The following is a 15,345-nucleotide window of genomic DNA, read 5'->3' as shown; positions in this document are numbered from 1 at the left end:
GCTTAACACCTCCACAAAAACGAATGGTTTATCTCAATTATTTATACCCTGTTTAAGGAAGATATGAACGAAGAACCGTAGATTGCCCATCCAGTGTATATGCACCGAGGTTAGCTGGCAGCAGGAAGCATTGTCCGGACGTGTAATCAATGGAGCCGTTATCCCAGCTGAGGGTTCCTTGACCATCGCATACCACCACGATTGTGAAGCTTTCCGCGGAAGTGGACAAGGACCAGGCACCGTTAACAACGCCTTTTTCGACTACAAAATAGGGAGATTTGGCAAGCTCAAGCCATTCTCCAGGCGCGGTTCCTTCCGTGCTCATGGTGGTTGCGCCCGATCCTTCATAGGCCGTCACGTTCAAGGAGTCTTCAATATGAAGCTCACGCGGCTTACCGTCAAGGCCTGGTCGATTATAATCGAAAATCCTGTAGGTTGTATCCGAATTTTGCTGAATTTCCGCTACTACAACGCCCGCACACAGCGCATGTACCGTACCGGCAGGTATGTAGAATGTATCTCCGGCTTTTACGGACACTTCTTGCAACTGGTCCATAACCTTGCCGCTTTCCATAGCTTCTTTCAAAGTTTCGCGGCTAACGCCTTCTTTCAGACCGTATATGATTTTGGCGTCCGGCTTCGCATCCAGCACATACCACATTTCAGTCTTGCCCAGCTCGCCTTTCGGAAGCCCCTCGTAGTCATCGGTTGGATGGACCTGAACGGAGAGGTTGTCATTACAGTCAAGCAGCTTGATCAGCAGAGGGAAACGTCCGTTAACTTCGGAGAATCCTTTGCTGCCAAACCACTCCCGTCCAAATTGCTCACGAACCTGATCCAGGCCGCGGCCGGCAAGTTCACCGTTCACAATGCGGGTCGTACCGTTCGGATGGTCGGCGATCATCCAGCCTTCTCCAATATGTCCTTCCGGAATATCCAAGCCGAATTGCTCCAGGGCACGACCACCCCACACACGTTCTTTAAATTCGGGTTGGAACAACAATGGATATGGTTTTGTCATTGTAATCATCTACCTTTCATCATGTTTGGAATATTCTATGGATGTAAGTGCGGTACCTCTCCTAGAACTTATATCATATCGGCTTCTTCCGTTCCAGTGCAATGAGATATGGCGCTTCGGAACGCTGAAGACCTCGATATAATATCGTTTGCACTTTGTGCTGGGGTAATTCCGCCGCCCAGGCCTGCACGGCGCCTGCTTCGGCATCGCCGCCCTTGTGGCCTGGATACAGCACGATGGTGATAATGCCGCCGGGGCGAAGCAGCTCGATGGCAGCCTCCAGAGCCGTTAGCGTGCTGGCGGTTTCCGTCATGATCCGTTTATCTGATGAATTTACCGGAAGGTAACCTAGATTGAACATGATCGCACCTATACGGCCATGCTCACGCTCAGGAACGCATTCTCCTATAAGCGCATGGCTCTGGTGGTGAAGGGTGATCTCTGCAAGGGTGCCTGGCGGTTCCTTATCCAGCCTATCACGAGTCAGCTGCAGTGCTTGTTCCTGAATATCAAAAGCGTACACCTTGCCCTTGGATCCTATGCATTTGGCTAGATACAGCGTATCGGCCCCGGTTCCGGCCGTCGCATCCAGCGCAATGTCTCCAGGCCGCAGCCTTTCGGACACGAGTTTGTGGGCAAAACTCAAAACCGAGAGGAAGCCCATCAGGATCCCCCCCACAATTTACCCTGCCATGTATCCCGGCGTTTGAGCTCGGCGTCAATGCCGTTAAGCACTTCCCACTTTTTGAGACTCCACGTCGGCCCGATCAAGAGATCCCGGGGAGCGTCTCCGGTCAGACGATGAACAATCATCTCCGGAGGCAAGAGCTCCAGACTGTCTGCGATAAGGCTGATGTATTCATCCTGCTCCAGGAACCGCAGCAGCCCAGCCTCATATTGCTTCACCATCGGCGTCTTGCGCATGAGGTGCAGCAGGTGGATCTTGATTCCCTGCACATCCATCTTGGAGACCGCTCGGCCGGTGGCGAGCATCATGTCATGGTCCTCTTGCGGAAGGCCATAAATGATGTGTGTGCAGACACGAATGTTATGCTTGCGCAGCTTTTCGACCGCTTCCAGATAACATTCGGTATCATGGGCCCGGTTGATGAGCTCAGAGGTGGAATCATGGATCGTTTGCAGGCCCATTTCCACCCAGAGATAGGTTCGCTCATTCAGCTCCGCCAAGTATTCCACGACGTCGTCAGGCAGGCAATCAGGGCGAGTAGCGATCGATAAACCGACAACACCCGGCTGCTGCAGAATGACTTCATAGTATTCCCGAAGCTCTTCGACCGGAGCATACGTATTGGTATAGGCTTGGAAATAACCGATGTATTTGGCGCTCGGCCATTTCTGGTGCTGCCGGTCACGGATGGTGTTGAACTGGGTAACAAGATCATCCCGCCGTCGTCCGGCAAAATCACCGGAGCCGCGGGCGCTGCAGAAGGTGCACCCGCCCTTGGCAATCGTGCCGTCGCGGTTCGGACATGTAAAGCCCGCATCCAGCATAACCTTGAATACTTTTTCCTGGAACTCGCTGCGCATCTCGTAATTCCATGTATGAAATCGTTTGTCGCCCCATAACGTTGGGGCGGGTCTAAGTGATGTACTCATGTGTGCTCCTTTTATAGCCGCATATGATGAATAGAGACAGGTATAACTGTGCTGCCTCAAAGTATACATGTTTTTACTTACCTTTTACTAAAGCAGATATGTCCATTGTAACAAAAAATAAAGCTTTGCGTTATATACAGGTCTTCAAGCCTAATTAAGATGTTGTTACTTGAATGAATTGCATATAATTGGTATATTTAAAGTAGAAAAATAAAAATATGATTCAAGCAATTTTGGCATGGGTATATATCGGATAGGATTCATATTTGTGTGACGTCATGGATACAATAATACCGTGAGGTGATTACGAATGAATTCATCGACAGTAAAGAATGACAGTAAAGACAAAATCGCTGTGGAGCTTACCCCGAACGAAGCTTTAGCCCTTACCGGCGTGGAGTTTAACTCCAACCAGGATGTGAAGGCTTCGGCACGTCGCAAGATTCGGGCTGCCTTTGAGAAGGCGTTTAATTTTACGTCGGAAGAAAGGTAGACTATTCACAGTTTAACTATCGCGGAACCCCAATTCCAAATATAAGAAAGAGGAACCTAAAGCCTTTGCGTTAAGCAAAGCATGGGTTCCTTTTTCTATGGGACTCTTTACTTTTGCGATTAACTTCGTCACAATAAAATGCAGTATGGGGATATCATTCTAATTTACTTGGAAAGTTTCGGAGGTATGACATGCGTTTACGCGGAAGAAAAGGTATACGGGAAAATCTGGAGCAGCAGGAAGACCTGGTCGTTTTGGACCCCGGTCAATATAGAGGGAAATGGGCTTCATTATTTGGCAATGACCTTCCGATCCATGTCGAATTCGGCATGGGCAAAGGTCAATTCATAAGCCAGATGAGTTACAAGCATCAGAATGTGAATTTTATCGGAGTGGACATGTACGACGAGCTGATTCGCCGCGCTAGCGAGAAGGGGCGCAATGCTTGGGCTCAGGACGGTATCGATACGCCGCCGAATTTGAAGCTGGCACTGTTTAATATCGAGAACGTCGAGCAGGTTTTTGAACCCGGCGAGATCGAACGTTTATATTTGAACTTCAGCGATCCGTGGCCAAAATCCAAGCATGCCCGCCGTCGGTTGACGCATCCGCGTTTTCTGGACAAGTATTCCCAGATCCTGAACGAGCGCGGGGAAATTCATTTCAAGACCGATTCGGTCACGCTGTTTGAGTTCTCTCTGAATGCATTTGCTGATTATGGCTTGCAAATGACGAATATTTCGCTGGATCTGCATCGCGACGGGCTGAACGAAGAGCATGTCATGACAGAATACGAGACGAAATTCTTCGGTCAAGGTATGCAGATTCATCGCTGCGAGGCCATTGTCGGCAAGGAAGCACTTGCTTCCTACCAAAAGAATCGCCTTGAAAAATACCGGTAAATAATGCCTTTACGTAGAGTCTTTCCTATGATAGCGTTTGCAACTATTATAATAGTTAGGAAATCTATCAATGGCGATGATATGTTTACAGACAACGGCGTAAAAAAGGTGTGCTCCCTTTTTAGGAGTACACCTTTTCGTTTTCCAGCATGTCGATGATGCTGCGTGCGCTTTGCATCGGATGGAAGCGTCCGATGTCTCGCAAATTTTGCGCCCGTTGCTGTTGGATTACGTCATATTGATGAAGCAGTTTGTTCATCCAGTTGCCAATAACCTCGAGCGAGTGGATAGGCTCACCCAATCCCTGCGCCGTGAAGTACTGGCAGTTCTCTTCTTCCTGCCCCGGAAGTGGCTGATGGAACAGCATCGGGATTCCTTTGGCCAGGCCCTCGGTACATGTCATGCCGCCAGGCTTCGTAACGAGCAGATCCGACACCTCCATGAGCTTGTCGATCTCGCGCGTAAAGCCCAAAATCCGGATGTTCGGATGCTGGAACCGAGGGTTGTTCCCCAGCTCCTCGCGTCCCTTGTCGTTATTGCCGAGGCAAAATATAATCTGGACTTCTTCGCGCCATCTGGTTAGGAATTCATGCACAACTTCGTCGTTCATGATGCCCCAGCCTCCGCCCATCACAAGCACGGTGGGCATATCGGACAGATTAAACCGTTCTCTGATTTCCTTCTTGCTCGGATGCGTCCAGAAGTCGGGATGGATTGGAATGCCGGTGACCTGAATTTTGGCTTGGGACACCCCGCGATTGAGCAGCTTTCGCTTCACTTCCGGCGTGGACACGAAATATCGGTCGACTTCGGGACTAATCCATGTATCGTGAGCATCATAATCGGTTATAACGGTACACAGAGGCACATCAATGCCCAGCCGCTTCAAACGCGAGATAACCGCACTTGGTATGAAGTGGGTACACACAATGATGTCGGGTTTGAGCTGTCTGACCACATTTTTGGTGCTTGTATAGAACATTCGGTGAAGTGCTAAAGCCGTAAAGCGGTTAAAGGACTTTTGATGGCGGTACATGTACCCGACCAATCTCGGGCGAGTTGTGATTGTCTTTCTGTAGGCCGAAATGATCAGTGGAGCGATTTTAGGGTTCAAGAAGCTCCCGAGCTCGAGAACTTTGGTCTGTACGCTAGGCGATAACTGGCGCAGGCTGCTGGAGAGTGCATGAGCGGCCTGTGTATGGCCTGCACCGAACCCTTCAGATAACAGCAAGACTCTTTTTTTAGCCACTACTATTCACCCGTTCTGCAGCGTTATTCTTTAACTTTAACATATCGACTTTGGGAAAAGAAATCAACCATTCCCCACTTGCGTTTAGGGGACTTTGGTCCCGGAAACGTAAGCTTTATTCGGCAAGATTCTCGCTGGCGCCTTGCTACTTAAGGAGTTAGTCAGCGACGCGCATTTTGTAGAAAATCAGGGTCCGTGGTCTTTTGACTTGAGTAGGAGATGCCGCTACAATGATTCAAACGGACATCAAAAAGTTTATTAGAGAAAGAGCATGTAAAAAACGAAAACTTTTTGGGTGTTTGTTGCGTTTATTTATTGGCGGACAAGTCGAAAAAGAAAAAATGGGCAGCCAAGAGAAATAAAAAGTAAGGAAACGGATGAAAATAAGAACTAAAGCCGTTTGAAACGAAGCTTGCTGGCAAACTGGATTGCAAGCTGAGCTCTTTTACGAAGTTTTTCCGTAAATTAGAGCATTCCACGGTTTTGACAAAAGATTCAAAAGTGTGGAAAATCGTGTATGACGTGCGAAGTTGCCCCGCGGCACCGAGGCTACTAGAAGAACAGACACAAGTCACAGGGTCATAGCAACAACAAAAAAAGCGAAAAACTTAGAGAGAAAAAAATAACAAACATTCTCGGGTTATAAAAAGGGGGTAACGGAGAATCATGACAGACGCCATCTTTATCGCGCTCCAACTATTCTTGGCCGCGGTGGGTGTGTACCAGTTCGTATTCTCTTTGTTTGGTCTGGTCAAAAGAAAAAAGAAACAACATTTTAAACCCAATAAATCATTTGCAGTGTTAGTTGCTGCGCACAACGAAGAACAGGTTGTCGGTGCATTAATGGAGAACCTGAAACAGCTTGATTATCCGAAACATCTGTACGACGTATTTGTCATTTGCGACAATTGTACAGATCGTACAGCAGAGATCGTCCGTGCCCACGGGATGAACGCATGCGTGCGTACGAATCAGAATCTTCGAGGCAAGGGTTATGCCATCGAATGGATGCTGAAAGAGCTCTGGGCAATGCCGCGCCAGTATGATGCGGTCGTCATGTTTGACGCGGATAATCTGGCAGATCCGAATTTCCTGAACGAAATGAACAATGATCTTTGCTCTGGAGCAAGAGTTATCCAGGGATATATCGATACCAAGAACCCTGAGGATTCCTGGATCACTGCCTCTTATGGGGTGTCTTACTGGTATATCAACCGCTTGTGGCAGCTTTCCCGCAGCAATCTGAACATGGCGAACTTTCTCGGCGGTACGGGAATGTGCTTTGAGACCAATCTCTTGAAGGAGATCGGCTGGGGCGCAACCAGTCTGGTCGAGGATTTGGAGTTCACGATGCGCAGCGTTATGCGCGGTGTGTATCCGAAGTTCAACTATGACGCTAAGGTATTTGACGAAAAGCCGCTTACGTTTAAGGCTTCGGCCAGACAACGTCTGCGCTGGATGCAGGGTCACTTTACGGTTGCCCGCCGTTATTTCTTCCCGCTGCTGTGGCGTGCCATTAAAGAACGCAGCCTCGTGAAGCTGGACTTGGCATTGTACGGGGTCAATGTTTACATTGTGCTGTTGACTTTCTTGTTGACGGCCATCATCTGGGTTGACACCTCATTCTTCGATGGTCCGAATATCGCGAATCTATACGGTTACTTACCGCTGTGGCTGAGCTTTACGGCGATCGCGGCGAATGTGTTCACGTTCATGATCGCAATGATTCTGGAGAAGGTGAAGTACAAGAAGGTGTACTTGTATCTGGTGCTGTTCCCGATTTACCTGCTGTCGTGGTATCCTATCACGGTATATGCGTTCTTCACACAGAACAACAAGCAGTGGAGCCATACAGAGCATACCCGGGTTGTGCGACTTGAAGAAGTTCAAAGCAAACAAGGCTAATCCAATTTTTATTCCATCTATGTTGACAGAAGATAGGATGACCTGTTATACTATCCTAGTCTGTTAAACAGAATATCTGATTGCAAGCAGAAGCACCGCTTCTCACCTGACCGACATGTGTTGGCTGGTTTGATCACGAAATCAATGAATGGATTCAACTTCATTTGTGAGATGAGTATCAAATAGGGATGTCGGTGATTAACCCGTCATCCCTTTATTTTTTTTGCAAACAGGAACAACAAGTAATTTGGAGGTGGAGGACTATCAGTAAGGAACATATGATCAATGACGAGATTCGGGCCAAGGAAGTACGTTTGGTTGGTGCCGAAGGTGAACAAATCGGGATCAAGCCGATTCGTGAAGCACTGCAAATGGCAATTGATCTCAATCTGGATCTGGTGAACGTGGCCCCTCAGGCGAAACCGCCAGTATGCCGCATCATGGACTACGGTAAATTCCGCTATGAGCAGCAGAAGAAAGAGAAGGAAGCACGTAAGAACCAGAAAATTGTGGATATCAAAGAAGTATGGTTCCGAGCCAACATTGAGGAGCATGATTATCAAACCAAGCTTCGCAATGTCGTTAAGTTTTTGAAAGACGGCGATAAAGTGAAATGCTCTGTGCGTTTCCGTGGTCGTGAAATCACCCATGCTAGCATTGGTCAGAAGATTTTGGAGCGCGTGAAGGTGGAAGTGGCGGATCTCTGCGTCATTGAACGTCAACCGAAATTGGAAGGCCGCAGCATGATTATGATTTTGGCTCCAAAAGCCTAAGAGAAATTAGAGGAGGAAGTACTACAATGCCTAAAATGAAAACACATAGCAGCCTGAAAGGCCGCTTCAAAATTACTGGTACTGGTAAAGTTAAACGTTATAAAGCTTACAAAAACCACTTGCTTTCCCACAAATCCAAGCGTGCGAAGCGCGTATTGTCCAATAGCCCAGTTATGGCGCCTGGAGATGTTAAACGTTTGAAGCAAGGTCTGGCTAACTTGAAATAGTAAACAACAATTATTGGGAGGTCTTTTGATATGGCACGAGTTAAAGGCGGATTTGTCGTTCGTCGTCGACATAAAAAAGTATTGAAGCTTGCGAAAGGTTATTTCGGTTCCAAACACCGCATTTTTAAAACAGCTAACGAGCAGGTCATGAAATCCCTCGTTTATGCATACCGGGATCGTCGCAATACGAAACGTAATTTCCGTAAATTATGGATCGTTCGTATCAACGCGGCTGCTCGTCAAAATGGTCTGTCTTACAGCAAATTGATGCATGGTCTGAAGCTTGCTGGCGTGGACATTAACCGTAAAATGCTGGCTGATTTGGCTGTTAATGATCTGAACGCGTTCAATTCTTTGGCTACTGTAGCTAAAGAAAAAGTGAACGCTTAATTATACGTGTATGAAGAAACCGCCGCAATATTACGGCGGTTTTTTTATTTTGTGCTCCTGTCCGTCATACATAGGAATCGTAAGCGCTGAATGAGGGGATGAGAAGCTTTTTTACCTATCTTTAACCATCGTAAGGGCCATAAAACAAGCAAGGGAACTCCTTCCGGAATAGATTGAAATATATATTACCTGAGGAGGGATCTTATGCACAAGCCTGTCAGCAAGGCAAAAGTGAAATCATATGTGGGCAAACAGATCGTAGCGTATAAGAAGGACGGGACGATGGTGACAGGCAAGCTGGTACGCGTCTCCGGCAACCGCCTTTTTGTAGAACCGGCAACCAAAGGGAAAAAGGTGAAAACCAAGGCGATTCTTCCGCTCGCATTGTTTGATCTTCTTGCCATTGGTACAGCACCCTATGCATATGGTGGCGGGTTCGGTGGATATCCGGGAGGCTACCCAGGGGGCTTCGGCGGATTTGGACCGGGTTTTGGCGGACCAGGCTTCGGAGCGGGCTTTGGGCCAGGCTTCTTCTGGTAATTAGAGGAACCAACTCTTTTCCAGTTCATAACATCGACTGGGCTCGATGATTCTGGCTACCGTGTAGCCAAGCTTTCGGTAAAAGTTTAGGCCGGTATGGTTGCCAATATCCACCATAACTTTGGCACGTTTGCATCCGCGGGATACAGCGAAACGTTCGGCATATTCCATCAATCGGACACCCCACCGTTTTCGCTGTGCGGTGGATGCGACGGCCAGCATATCGATATACAGCAGTTCGCCGTGCAACATGAAATGGACAAAGGCAATGATTTTATCGTTATCCTGAGGCGAAGCAACAAGGGTCACGCCGCGTCGTAATCGAGAGGGAATATCCTTACGGATGACGTCCAGCTCTTTTTTTGTCATATGGGAAAGCGGGACGAGTTGGGACTCAATGAGTTGTAGAATCATCGGATCATCTTGCTCCGGTTTTCGATAGCGGATCATCGTGTTGTTTCCTCCCTTCACCGCGATTAAGGATAGCTCCATTTATCATATGTAGCAGGGTTTAAGAGCGTGTTTTGCATTAAGGAAACGAAGGGATTGCTCCAGTTGTGAATGAAAACCTTTCATCGGAAGTAAAATAAATGTGTTGACTTCTGGAATGAATGAATCATATAATGTTTCTAAACATTTTAACGAATATATCCAATCGGCAATGATGAGGACGAAGTTTAAAGGGCTCTTTTGCTCAGAGAGTGGATGGATCAGCTGAAACCACCACCAAAACCCCTTTTATACGAGCTCACCTCGGAGCTGTTTCCCTGAAAGATGCTACGCTATGACTTTATCGCATTAAGTCGTAACAGCGTTTATTAGGGGGAATCGTCTTAGTCCACGTTACGGACTGCAGATATTGAAGAGCTGTGTTCATTATGTTCTTCATACCTGCTGAGGCTTTACACTGCGAAGTGTAGGGCAAACATGGGTGGTACCACGGAAGCTAAACCTTTCGTCCCTCACACGGAGATACTTCGGGTGTGGCGACGGAAGGTTTTTTTGTTGCTTGAATGAAGAGTGCCAATATTTGAGAGGAGGATGACTGATGAGCGCGCAAACTCCAGAAGTGCGGTCTACAGAACAATTACGAGAGAAATGGTTGAAGCCTGAAGTGATTACCGGATCGGAAATCTTGCTTCGGAGCCTTCTGCTCGAAGGTGTCGAATGCGTCTTCGGGTATCCGGGCGGAGCGGTCCTGTACATCTACGATGCCATGTATGGTTTTGAGGACTTTAATCACGTCTTGACCCGTCACGAACAAGGCGCCATTCATGCGGCTGACGGTTACGCTCGCGCAAGCGGCAAAGTCGGTGTGTGCATAGCGACTTCAGGACCGGGGGCAACGAACCTTGTGACCGGTATCGCAACAGCTTATATGGATTCCGTTCCGCTCGTTGTTATAACCGGTAACGTTGCAACAACCCTGATCGGTACGGACGCTTTCCAGGAAGCGGACATTACGGGCATCACGATGCCGATTACGAAACACAGCTATCTGGTAAGAGATGTAAATGATCTGCCAAGGGTGATTCACGAAGCCTTCCATATCGCTTCAACCGGCCGCAAGGGTCCGGTGCTGATCGATATTCCGAAGGATGTATCCGCGGCAACAACGCTGTTCCAGCCGGAAGAACGAATTCAACTGAGAGGATATAATCCTCGAACGGTACCAAACAAACTTCAGTTGGATAAGCTGGCCCGCGCGATTGAGGAAGCCGAGCGTCCGATGATCATTGCTGGCGGCGGGGTGATTTACTCCGGAGCTCATGAAGGGTTGTACGAATTCGTGAACAAATCGGGGATTCCGATCACGACAACGCTCCTCGGTCTGGGTGCTTTCCCGAGTGGTCATGACTTGTGGACAGGAATGCCGGGCATGCACGGAACCTACACATCGAACCATGGTATTCAGCAGTCGGACCTGCTGATCAACATCGGGGCAAGATTCGATGACAGGGTTACAGGTAAGCTCGACGGATTCGCGCCACATGCGAAGATTGTTCATATCGACATCGATCCAGCTGAAATCGGCAAGAACGTCCCAACCGATATCCCGATTGTCGGAGACGTGAAGACCGTGTTTGAGATGCTGAATCCGCTCGTTCCATACGCAGCGAAAGCAGATGCTTGGAGAGACCAGATTAGAAAATGGAAAGCTGAATACCCATACCGTTACGTCGATTCAGATACGGTGCTGAAGCCGCAATGGGTTATCGAAATGCTGAACGACACCACGAAGGGTGAAGCGATTGTAACGACTGACGTTGGTCAGCACCAAATGTGGTCCGCTCAGTATTACAAGTTCAACCAGCCGCGTTCCTGGATCACCTCCGGCGGTCTCGGAACGATGGGCTTCGGATTCCCGTCCGCGATTGGTGCCCAGATGGCGCATCCGGATCGCCTGGTCATTTCGATCAACGGGGATGGCGGCATGCAGATGTGTTCGCAAGAACTTGCCATCTGTGCCATCAACAACATTCCGGTAAAAATCGTTGTTATCAACAACCAGGTGCTCGGCATGGTTCGTCAATGGCAGGAGCTGATTTACGATAACCGTTACAGCCACATCGATCTGGCAGGCAGCCCTGATTTTGTCAAGCTGGCAGAAGCCTACGGTGTCAAAGGACTTCGTGCCACCACGAAAGAAGAAGCACAGCGTGCTTGGGCCGAAGCGATGGAAACACCGGGACCCGTCCTCGTTGAATTCGTTGTAGAGAAAGGCGAGAACGTGTATCCGATGGTGACGCAAGGGTCGACAATCGATCAAATGCTGATGGGGGATGCGTAAGATGAGTACAAAACATACCATTGCCGTACTAGTGAATGACCAGCCGGGTGTCCTGCAGCGCGTATCGGGGTTATTCGGGCGCAGGGGCTTTAACATCGAGAGCATTACCGTGGGACAGTCGGAGGAATCCGGTTTGTCCCGGATGGTTATCGTAACCACCGGTGATGAAACGACGCTGGAGCAGGTGGAGAAGCAGCTTTACAAGCTGATCGATGTCATTAAAGTCATCAACCTGAGCTCGAAACCGATGGTAGCCCGAGAGCTCGCCCTGATTAAAGTAAAAGCCGAGCCATCGGCCAGACCGGAAATTATGGGCGTTGTCGAGACTTTCCGTGCATCCGTCGTGGATATCGGGACAGTCAACCTGATGGTTCAGGTTGTTGGCGATACCGTCAAAATCGATGCCATGATCGAGCTGCTTAAGCCGTATGGCATCCAGGAGCTTTCCCGTACCGGGGTTACCGCGATGATTCGCGGTAATGCGTAATGATTTTACGTTTTTCTTTTATCCGGATGACAAAGTTATTGCAATATAAGCGTTAGACACCTGCATGACATGAGCGGGTGTCTCAGCAGATCGGAAAAGGGATCGGTCTATTGAGATACCCGCTCATCATGAAGGGTCTTTAAAATCAAAGGAGGACTTATACAAATGGCAATTACTACTTATTATGAACAAGATGCAGAACTCAGCGTGTTGAAAGACAAAACGATCGCGGTTATCGGTTATGGAAGCCAAGGTCATGCGCAAGCGCAAAACCTGCGCGACAGCGGACTTCAGGTTGTCATTGGCCTTCGTGAAGGCAAGTCGTTCGACAAAGCGAAAAACGATGGTTTCGAAGTACTTCCTGTAGCTGAAGCTGTTAGCCGTGCAGATGTAGTACAAATCCTGATGCCGGACGAAACGCAAGCAGCGGTGTACAAGAACGATATCGAGCCAAACCTGAAAAAAGGCGCGGCCCTGATGTTCTCCCACGGTTTCAACGTTCATTTTGGTCAAATCGTAGCTCCTAAAGACAACGACGTCCTTCTGGTTGCACCTAAATCCCCGGGCCACATGGTTCGTCGTACGTATGTTGAAGGCTTTGGCGTACCTGGATTGATCGCAATCGAGAAAGATGCAACTGGACAAGCTAAGGCGATCGGTCTTGCTTATGCCAAAGGTATTGGTTGTACTCGTGCAGGCGTTATCGAAACTTCCTTCCGCGAAGAAACTGAAACAGACTTGTTCGGTGAGCAAGCCGTATTATGCGGCGGTGTATCCGCATTGGTTAAAGCCGGTTTCGAAACGTTGACTGAAGCTGGATACGCACCGGAAATGGCATACTTCGAGTGTCTGCATGAACTGAAACTGATCGTAGACATGATTTATGAGGGTGGTCTTGCAAGCATGCGCGACTCCATCAGCAACACGGCGGAGTACGGCGATTATGTAACAGGCCCGCGTGTGGTAACCGAAGATACGAAGAAGGCAATGAAAGAAGTCCTTTCCGATATTCAACAAGGTAAATTCGCTCGCGACTTTATCCTTGAGAACCAATCGGGACGCGCGTTCCTGACCGCTACCCGCCGCAACGAGTCCGAGCATCCGATTGAAGTGGTTGGTGCCGAGCTTCGTGAAATGATGCATTGGATCAAGAAATAAGAATATATAGAATTCATAAGGAATTTCTTCCGGGTATAGAGCAGTTCAGCATGAGATGGATGGTGCTGCTGCACGGGACCCGTTAGATTAAGCAGCCGGCGGCAGGGGATTAAGTCAACCTGCCGCCGGATGTTTACGTCAAGCGATAAACTTCAAGGAGGTGCCGACATGCGAAAGATTTATGTCTTTGATACAACGCTGAGAGATGGAGAACAATCTCCTGGCGTGAATTTGAACACTCGGGAAAAGGTGGAAATTGCCCTTCAACTCGAAAAGTTGAAAATCGACCGCATGGAAGCAGGGTTTCCAGCGGCGTCACCCGGTGACCTTGCTGCTGTGAACGCTGTGGCACGCGCGGTTAAGGACGTCACGGTCATTGGATTGTCACGCTCCAGAGAGAGTGACATCGATGCGGTTCGCGAAGCGCTTCAGGGTGCACAGGATCCATGCATTCATGTATTCCTGGCCACTTCCCCGATTCACCGCAAGTTTAAGCTGCGGATGGAGAAGCAGCAGGTGCTGGAAACGGCCCAGGCCTCGATCCGTTATGCAAAGAAATACTTTTCCAAAGTGGAGTTTTCCCTGGAGGATGCCGGCCGGACGGAGCTGGATTTCATGGCTGAGGTTGTCGGCATGGCTGTGCGCGAAGGAGCCAATGTCGTGAACATTCCGGATACCGTGGGTTATTTGAATCCTTCGGAGTACGGGGCCATCTTCAAATACTTGAAGGAAAATGTTCCGGACATCGAGAAGGTGCAGCTGAGCGCGCATTGCCATAACGATCTGGGCATGGCGACGGCGAACACCCTTGCCGCCATTCTGAACGGGGCCGATCAGATCGAAGGAACGATCAACGGAATCGGTGAACGTGCAGGTAACACCGCGATTGAGGAAATTGCGATGGCGCTGGAGACGCGTTCCGAGTTTTTCGGAGCGAAGACGGGGCTGGTACTGACGGAAATCGCCCGCACGAGCCGCCTTGTGAGCAAGCTGACTGGTATGGTTGTACCGGGCAACAAAGCGATTGTCGGCGCGAACGCATTCGCTCATGAATCGGGCATTCATCAGGACGGCATGCTGAAAGAGAAGACGACCTACGAAATTATGACGCCGGAGTCCATCGGGCTCAAAGAAAGCAAGCTGGTGTTAGGCAAACACTCCGGCCGCCATGCTTTCCGGGAGAAGCTGCTGGATCTGGGTTATGAGCTGAGCGAAGAACAGGTGAATGATGCATTCGCCAAATTCAAAGTGCTGGCCGACAAGAAGAAGGAAGTATCCGATGAGGATCTGCTGGCTCTGCTGGAAGAGAAACTGATCGATACGCCGGAAGTGTTCAAGCTGGAAACAATCTTTGTTGCTTACGGCAATGAATCTACGCCGACGGCGCGGGTTCGTATTGCGACTGCGGAGCAGACGATTGAGGGAGAGGCCGAGGGCAACGGTTCCGTGGACGCGATCTATAACGCGATCGACAAGGTGACCGGAGAAGAGGTTACGCTTGCGGATTATTCCATCAAGTCGGTTACGCATGGCAAGGATGCTCAAGGCGAGGTGCATGTGGTGCTGTCGCAGAACGACGTGGCAGCACAAGGCCGCGGCTTGAGCACGGACATTTTGGAGGCGAGTGCAAGAGCTTACGTGGATGCGGTTAACGTCCTGATCGAGAAACGCAAAACGTTTAGCCAGCGCGAGCGCGCTACACTGTAATCCATACTTGGCGTGATGGGAGCTCTGATTGTAGTGTGAGCGATGAAGGAGCATACCATGATAAAGAGGGGCCGCTGTTGAAGCG

General features: G+C 49.2%; 17 protein-coding genes. 12 read left to right on the top strand and 5 right to left on the bottom strand.

Translation table 11 applies throughout. The features are described from left to right. Positions 1–52: 52 nt before the first annotated feature. The 3 genes from J7E85_RS15890 to mnmL all read right to left on the bottom strand — a co-directional run bounded on the left by J7E85_RS15890 (position 53) and on the right by mnmL (position 2,638). On the bottom strand, positions 53–1,021 hold the full coding sequence (locus J7E85_RS15890) for a type I phosphomannose isomerase catalytic subunit (protein WP_215159309.1): 969 nt from the start codon (positions 1,019–1,021) through the stop codon (positions 53–55). Positions 1,022–1,094: 73 nt separating this feature from the next. After that, on the bottom strand, positions 1,095–1,685 hold the full coding sequence (gene mnmM / locus J7E85_RS15885; RefSeq protein ID WP_215159308.1) for a tRNA 5-(aminomethyl)-2-thiouridylate-methyltransferase MnmM: 591 nt from the start codon (positions 1,683–1,685) through the stop codon (positions 1,095–1,097). Continuing rightward, positions 1,685–2,638 (bottom strand): tRNA modification radical SAM protein MnmL/YtqA, encoded by a 954-nt coding sequence (mnmL, locus tag J7E85_RS15880; RefSeq protein WP_098748584.1) that lies wholly within the window; start codon positions 2,636–2,638, stop codon positions 1,685–1,687. The genes mnmM and mnmL overlap by 1 nt, the downstream gene beginning before the upstream one ends. Before the next feature lie 310 nt (positions 2,639–2,948). Between mnmL and J7E85_RS15875 the strand changes: the two genes are divergently transcribed. Together J7E85_RS15875 and trmB are read left to right on the top strand one after the other, a co-directional pair. Beyond that, positions 2,949–3,131 carry a hypothetical protein gene (locus tag J7E85_RS15875; protein WP_215159306.1) on the top strand — a complete coding sequence of 61 codons (183 nt, stop codon included), beginning with the start codon at positions 2,949–2,951 and terminating at the stop codon, positions 3,129–3,131. Positions 3,132–3,322: 191 nt separating this feature from the next. Continuing rightward, on the top strand, positions 3,323–4,033 hold the full coding sequence (gene trmB, locus J7E85_RS15870) for a tRNA (guanosine(46)-N7)-methyltransferase TrmB (RefSeq protein WP_215159303.1): 711 nt from the start codon (positions 3,323–3,325) through the stop codon (positions 4,031–4,033). A gap of 121 nt (positions 4,034–4,154) precedes the next feature. Here the strand turns inward: trmB and J7E85_RS15865 are convergent, their stop codons facing one another. After that, entirely contained in the window at positions 4,155–5,282 is a 1,128-nt protein-coding gene (locus tag J7E85_RS15865; RefSeq protein WP_215159301.1) for an MGDG synthase family glycosyltransferase, read from the bottom strand. A 230-nt stretch (positions 5,283–5,512) separates the two neighbouring features. Here J7E85_RS15865 and J7E85_RS34580 point away from each other — a divergent pair, with 230 nt between their 5' ends. From J7E85_RS34580 to J7E85_RS15840, 6 genes are all read left to right on the top strand, one after another. Further along, positions 5,513–5,644 carry a hypothetical protein gene (locus J7E85_RS34580; RefSeq protein WP_285228821.1) on the top strand — a complete coding sequence of 44 codons (132 nt, stop codon included), beginning with the start codon at positions 5,513–5,515 and terminating at the stop codon, positions 5,642–5,644. Positions 5,645–5,948: 304 nt separating this feature from the next. Next, positions 5,949–7,187 carry a glycosyltransferase family 2 protein gene (locus tag J7E85_RS15860; RefSeq protein WP_076324543.1) on the top strand — a complete coding sequence of 413 codons (1,239 nt, stop codon included), beginning with the start codon at positions 5,949–5,951 and terminating at the stop codon, positions 7,185–7,187. Positions 7,188–7,465: 278 nt separating this feature from the next. Next, a complete protein-coding gene (gene infC / locus J7E85_RS15855) occupies positions 7,466–7,960 on the top strand; it encodes a translation initiation factor IF-3 (protein WP_114149316.1) in 495 nt (164 codons plus the stop codon). A gap of 26 nt (positions 7,961–7,986) precedes the next feature. Beyond that, entirely contained in the window at positions 7,987–8,187 is a 201-nt protein-coding gene (gene rpmI, locus J7E85_RS15850; protein ID WP_007127239.1) for a 50S ribosomal protein L35, read from the top strand. Positions 8,188–8,217: 30 nt separating this feature from the next. Then, positions 8,218–8,577 carry a 50S ribosomal protein L20 gene (rplT, locus tag J7E85_RS15845; RefSeq protein WP_006212255.1) on the top strand — a complete coding sequence of 120 codons (360 nt, stop codon included), beginning with the start codon at positions 8,218–8,220 and terminating at the stop codon, positions 8,575–8,577. 204 nt (positions 8,578–8,781) lie between these two features. Then, positions 8,782–9,117 carry a hypothetical protein gene (locus J7E85_RS15840; protein WP_215159395.1) on the top strand — a complete coding sequence of 112 codons (336 nt, stop codon included), beginning with the start codon at positions 8,782–8,784 and terminating at the stop codon, positions 9,115–9,117. Here the strand turns inward: J7E85_RS15840 and J7E85_RS15835 are convergent, their stop codons facing one another. After that, positions 9,118–9,567, bottom strand: coding sequence for a GNAT family N-acetyltransferase (locus tag J7E85_RS15835; RefSeq protein WP_215159299.1), 450 nt, complete (start codon positions 9,565–9,567; stop codon positions 9,118–9,120). It abuts the gene before it with no gap. A gap of 598 nt (positions 9,568–10,165) precedes the next feature. Between J7E85_RS15835 and ilvB the strand changes: the two genes are divergently transcribed. The 4 genes from ilvB to J7E85_RS15815 all read left to right on the top strand — a co-directional run bounded on the left by ilvB (position 10,166) and on the right by J7E85_RS15815 (position 15,260). Next, a complete protein-coding gene (gene ilvB, locus J7E85_RS15830; protein WP_215159297.1) occupies positions 10,166–11,908 on the top strand; it encodes a biosynthetic-type acetolactate synthase large subunit in 1,743 nt (580 codons plus the stop codon). Position 11,909: 1 nt separating this feature from the next. Then, the gene (gene ilvN, locus J7E85_RS15825; protein ID WP_215159295.1) at positions 11,910–12,395 is read left to right on the top strand and encodes an acetolactate synthase small subunit; all 486 of its coding nucleotides are present in this window, start codon (positions 11,910–11,912) and stop codon (positions 12,393–12,395) included. A gap of 165 nt (positions 12,396–12,560) precedes the next feature. Next, complete coding sequence (gene ilvC, locus J7E85_RS15820; protein ID WP_009589347.1) at positions 12,561–13,553, top strand: ketol-acid reductoisomerase; 993 nt, start codon at positions 12,561–12,563, stop codon at positions 13,551–13,553. Between the two features lie 168 nt (positions 13,554–13,721). Then, complete coding sequence (locus J7E85_RS15815; RefSeq protein ID WP_076324538.1) at positions 13,722–15,260, top strand: 2-isopropylmalate synthase; 1,539 nt, start codon at positions 13,722–13,724, stop codon at positions 15,258–15,260. The last annotated feature ends 85 nt before the right edge of the window (positions 15,261–15,345 follow it).

The sequence above is a fragment of the Paenibacillus sp. ISL-20 genome, from assembly GCF_018613005.1.
Classification (GTDB): Bacteria; Bacillota; Bacilli; order Paenibacillales; family Paenibacillaceae; genus Paenibacillus_AQ.
The sequence above is the reverse complement of the archived record's forward strand: the minus strand, read 5'-3'. Positions and strand labels throughout refer to the sequence as shown.

Coding starts and splice junctions, on each gene's coding strand:
- ilvN (WP_215159295.1), top strand. CDS start 11,910: ATGAGTACAAAACATACCATTGCCGTACTAGTGAATGACCAGCCGGGT.
- mnmL (WP_098748584.1), bottom strand. CDS start 2,638: ATGAGTACATCACTTAGACCCGCCCCAACGTTATGGGGCGACAAACGA.
- J7E85_RS15835 (WP_215159299.1), bottom strand. CDS start 9,567: ATGATCCGCTATCGAAAACCGGAGCAAGATGATCCGATGATTCTACAA.
- ilvC (WP_009589347.1), top strand. CDS start 12,561: ATGGCAATTACTACTTATTATGAACAAGATGCAGAACTCAGCGTGTTG.
- J7E85_RS15860 (WP_076324543.1), top strand. CDS start 5,949: ATGACAGACGCCATCTTTATCGCGCTCCAACTATTCTTGGCCGCGGTG.
- J7E85_RS15875 (WP_215159306.1), top strand. CDS start 2,949: ATGAATTCATCGACAGTAAAGAATGACAGTAAAGACAAAATCGCTGTG.
- J7E85_RS15815 (WP_076324538.1), top strand. CDS start 13,722: ATGCGAAAGATTTATGTCTTTGATACAACGCTGAGAGATGGAGAACAA.
- mnmM (WP_215159308.1), bottom strand. CDS start 1,685: ATGGGCTTCCTCTCGGTTTTGAGTTTTGCCCACAAACTCGTGTCCGAA.
- rpmI (WP_007127239.1), top strand. CDS start 7,987: ATGCCTAAAATGAAAACACATAGCAGCCTGAAAGGCCGCTTCAAAATT.
- ilvB (WP_215159297.1), top strand. CDS start 10,166: ATGAGCGCGCAAACTCCAGAAGTGCGGTCTACAGAACAATTACGAGAG.
- infC (WP_114149316.1), top strand. CDS start 7,466: ATGATCAATGACGAGATTCGGGCCAAGGAAGTACGTTTGGTTGGTGCC.
- rplT (WP_006212255.1), top strand. CDS start 8,218: ATGGCACGAGTTAAAGGCGGATTTGTCGTTCGTCGTCGACATAAAAAA.
- J7E85_RS34580 (WP_285228821.1), top strand. CDS start 5,513: ATGATTCAAACGGACATCAAAAAGTTTATTAGAGAAAGAGCATGTAAA.
- J7E85_RS15890 (WP_215159309.1), bottom strand. CDS start 1,021: ATGACAAAACCATATCCATTGTTGTTCCAACCCGAATTTAAAGAACGT.
- trmB (WP_215159303.1), top strand. CDS start 3,323: ATGCGTTTACGCGGAAGAAAAGGTATACGGGAAAATCTGGAGCAGCAG.
- J7E85_RS15840 (WP_215159395.1), top strand. CDS start 8,782: ATGCACAAGCCTGTCAGCAAGGCAAAAGTGAAATCATATGTGGGCAAA.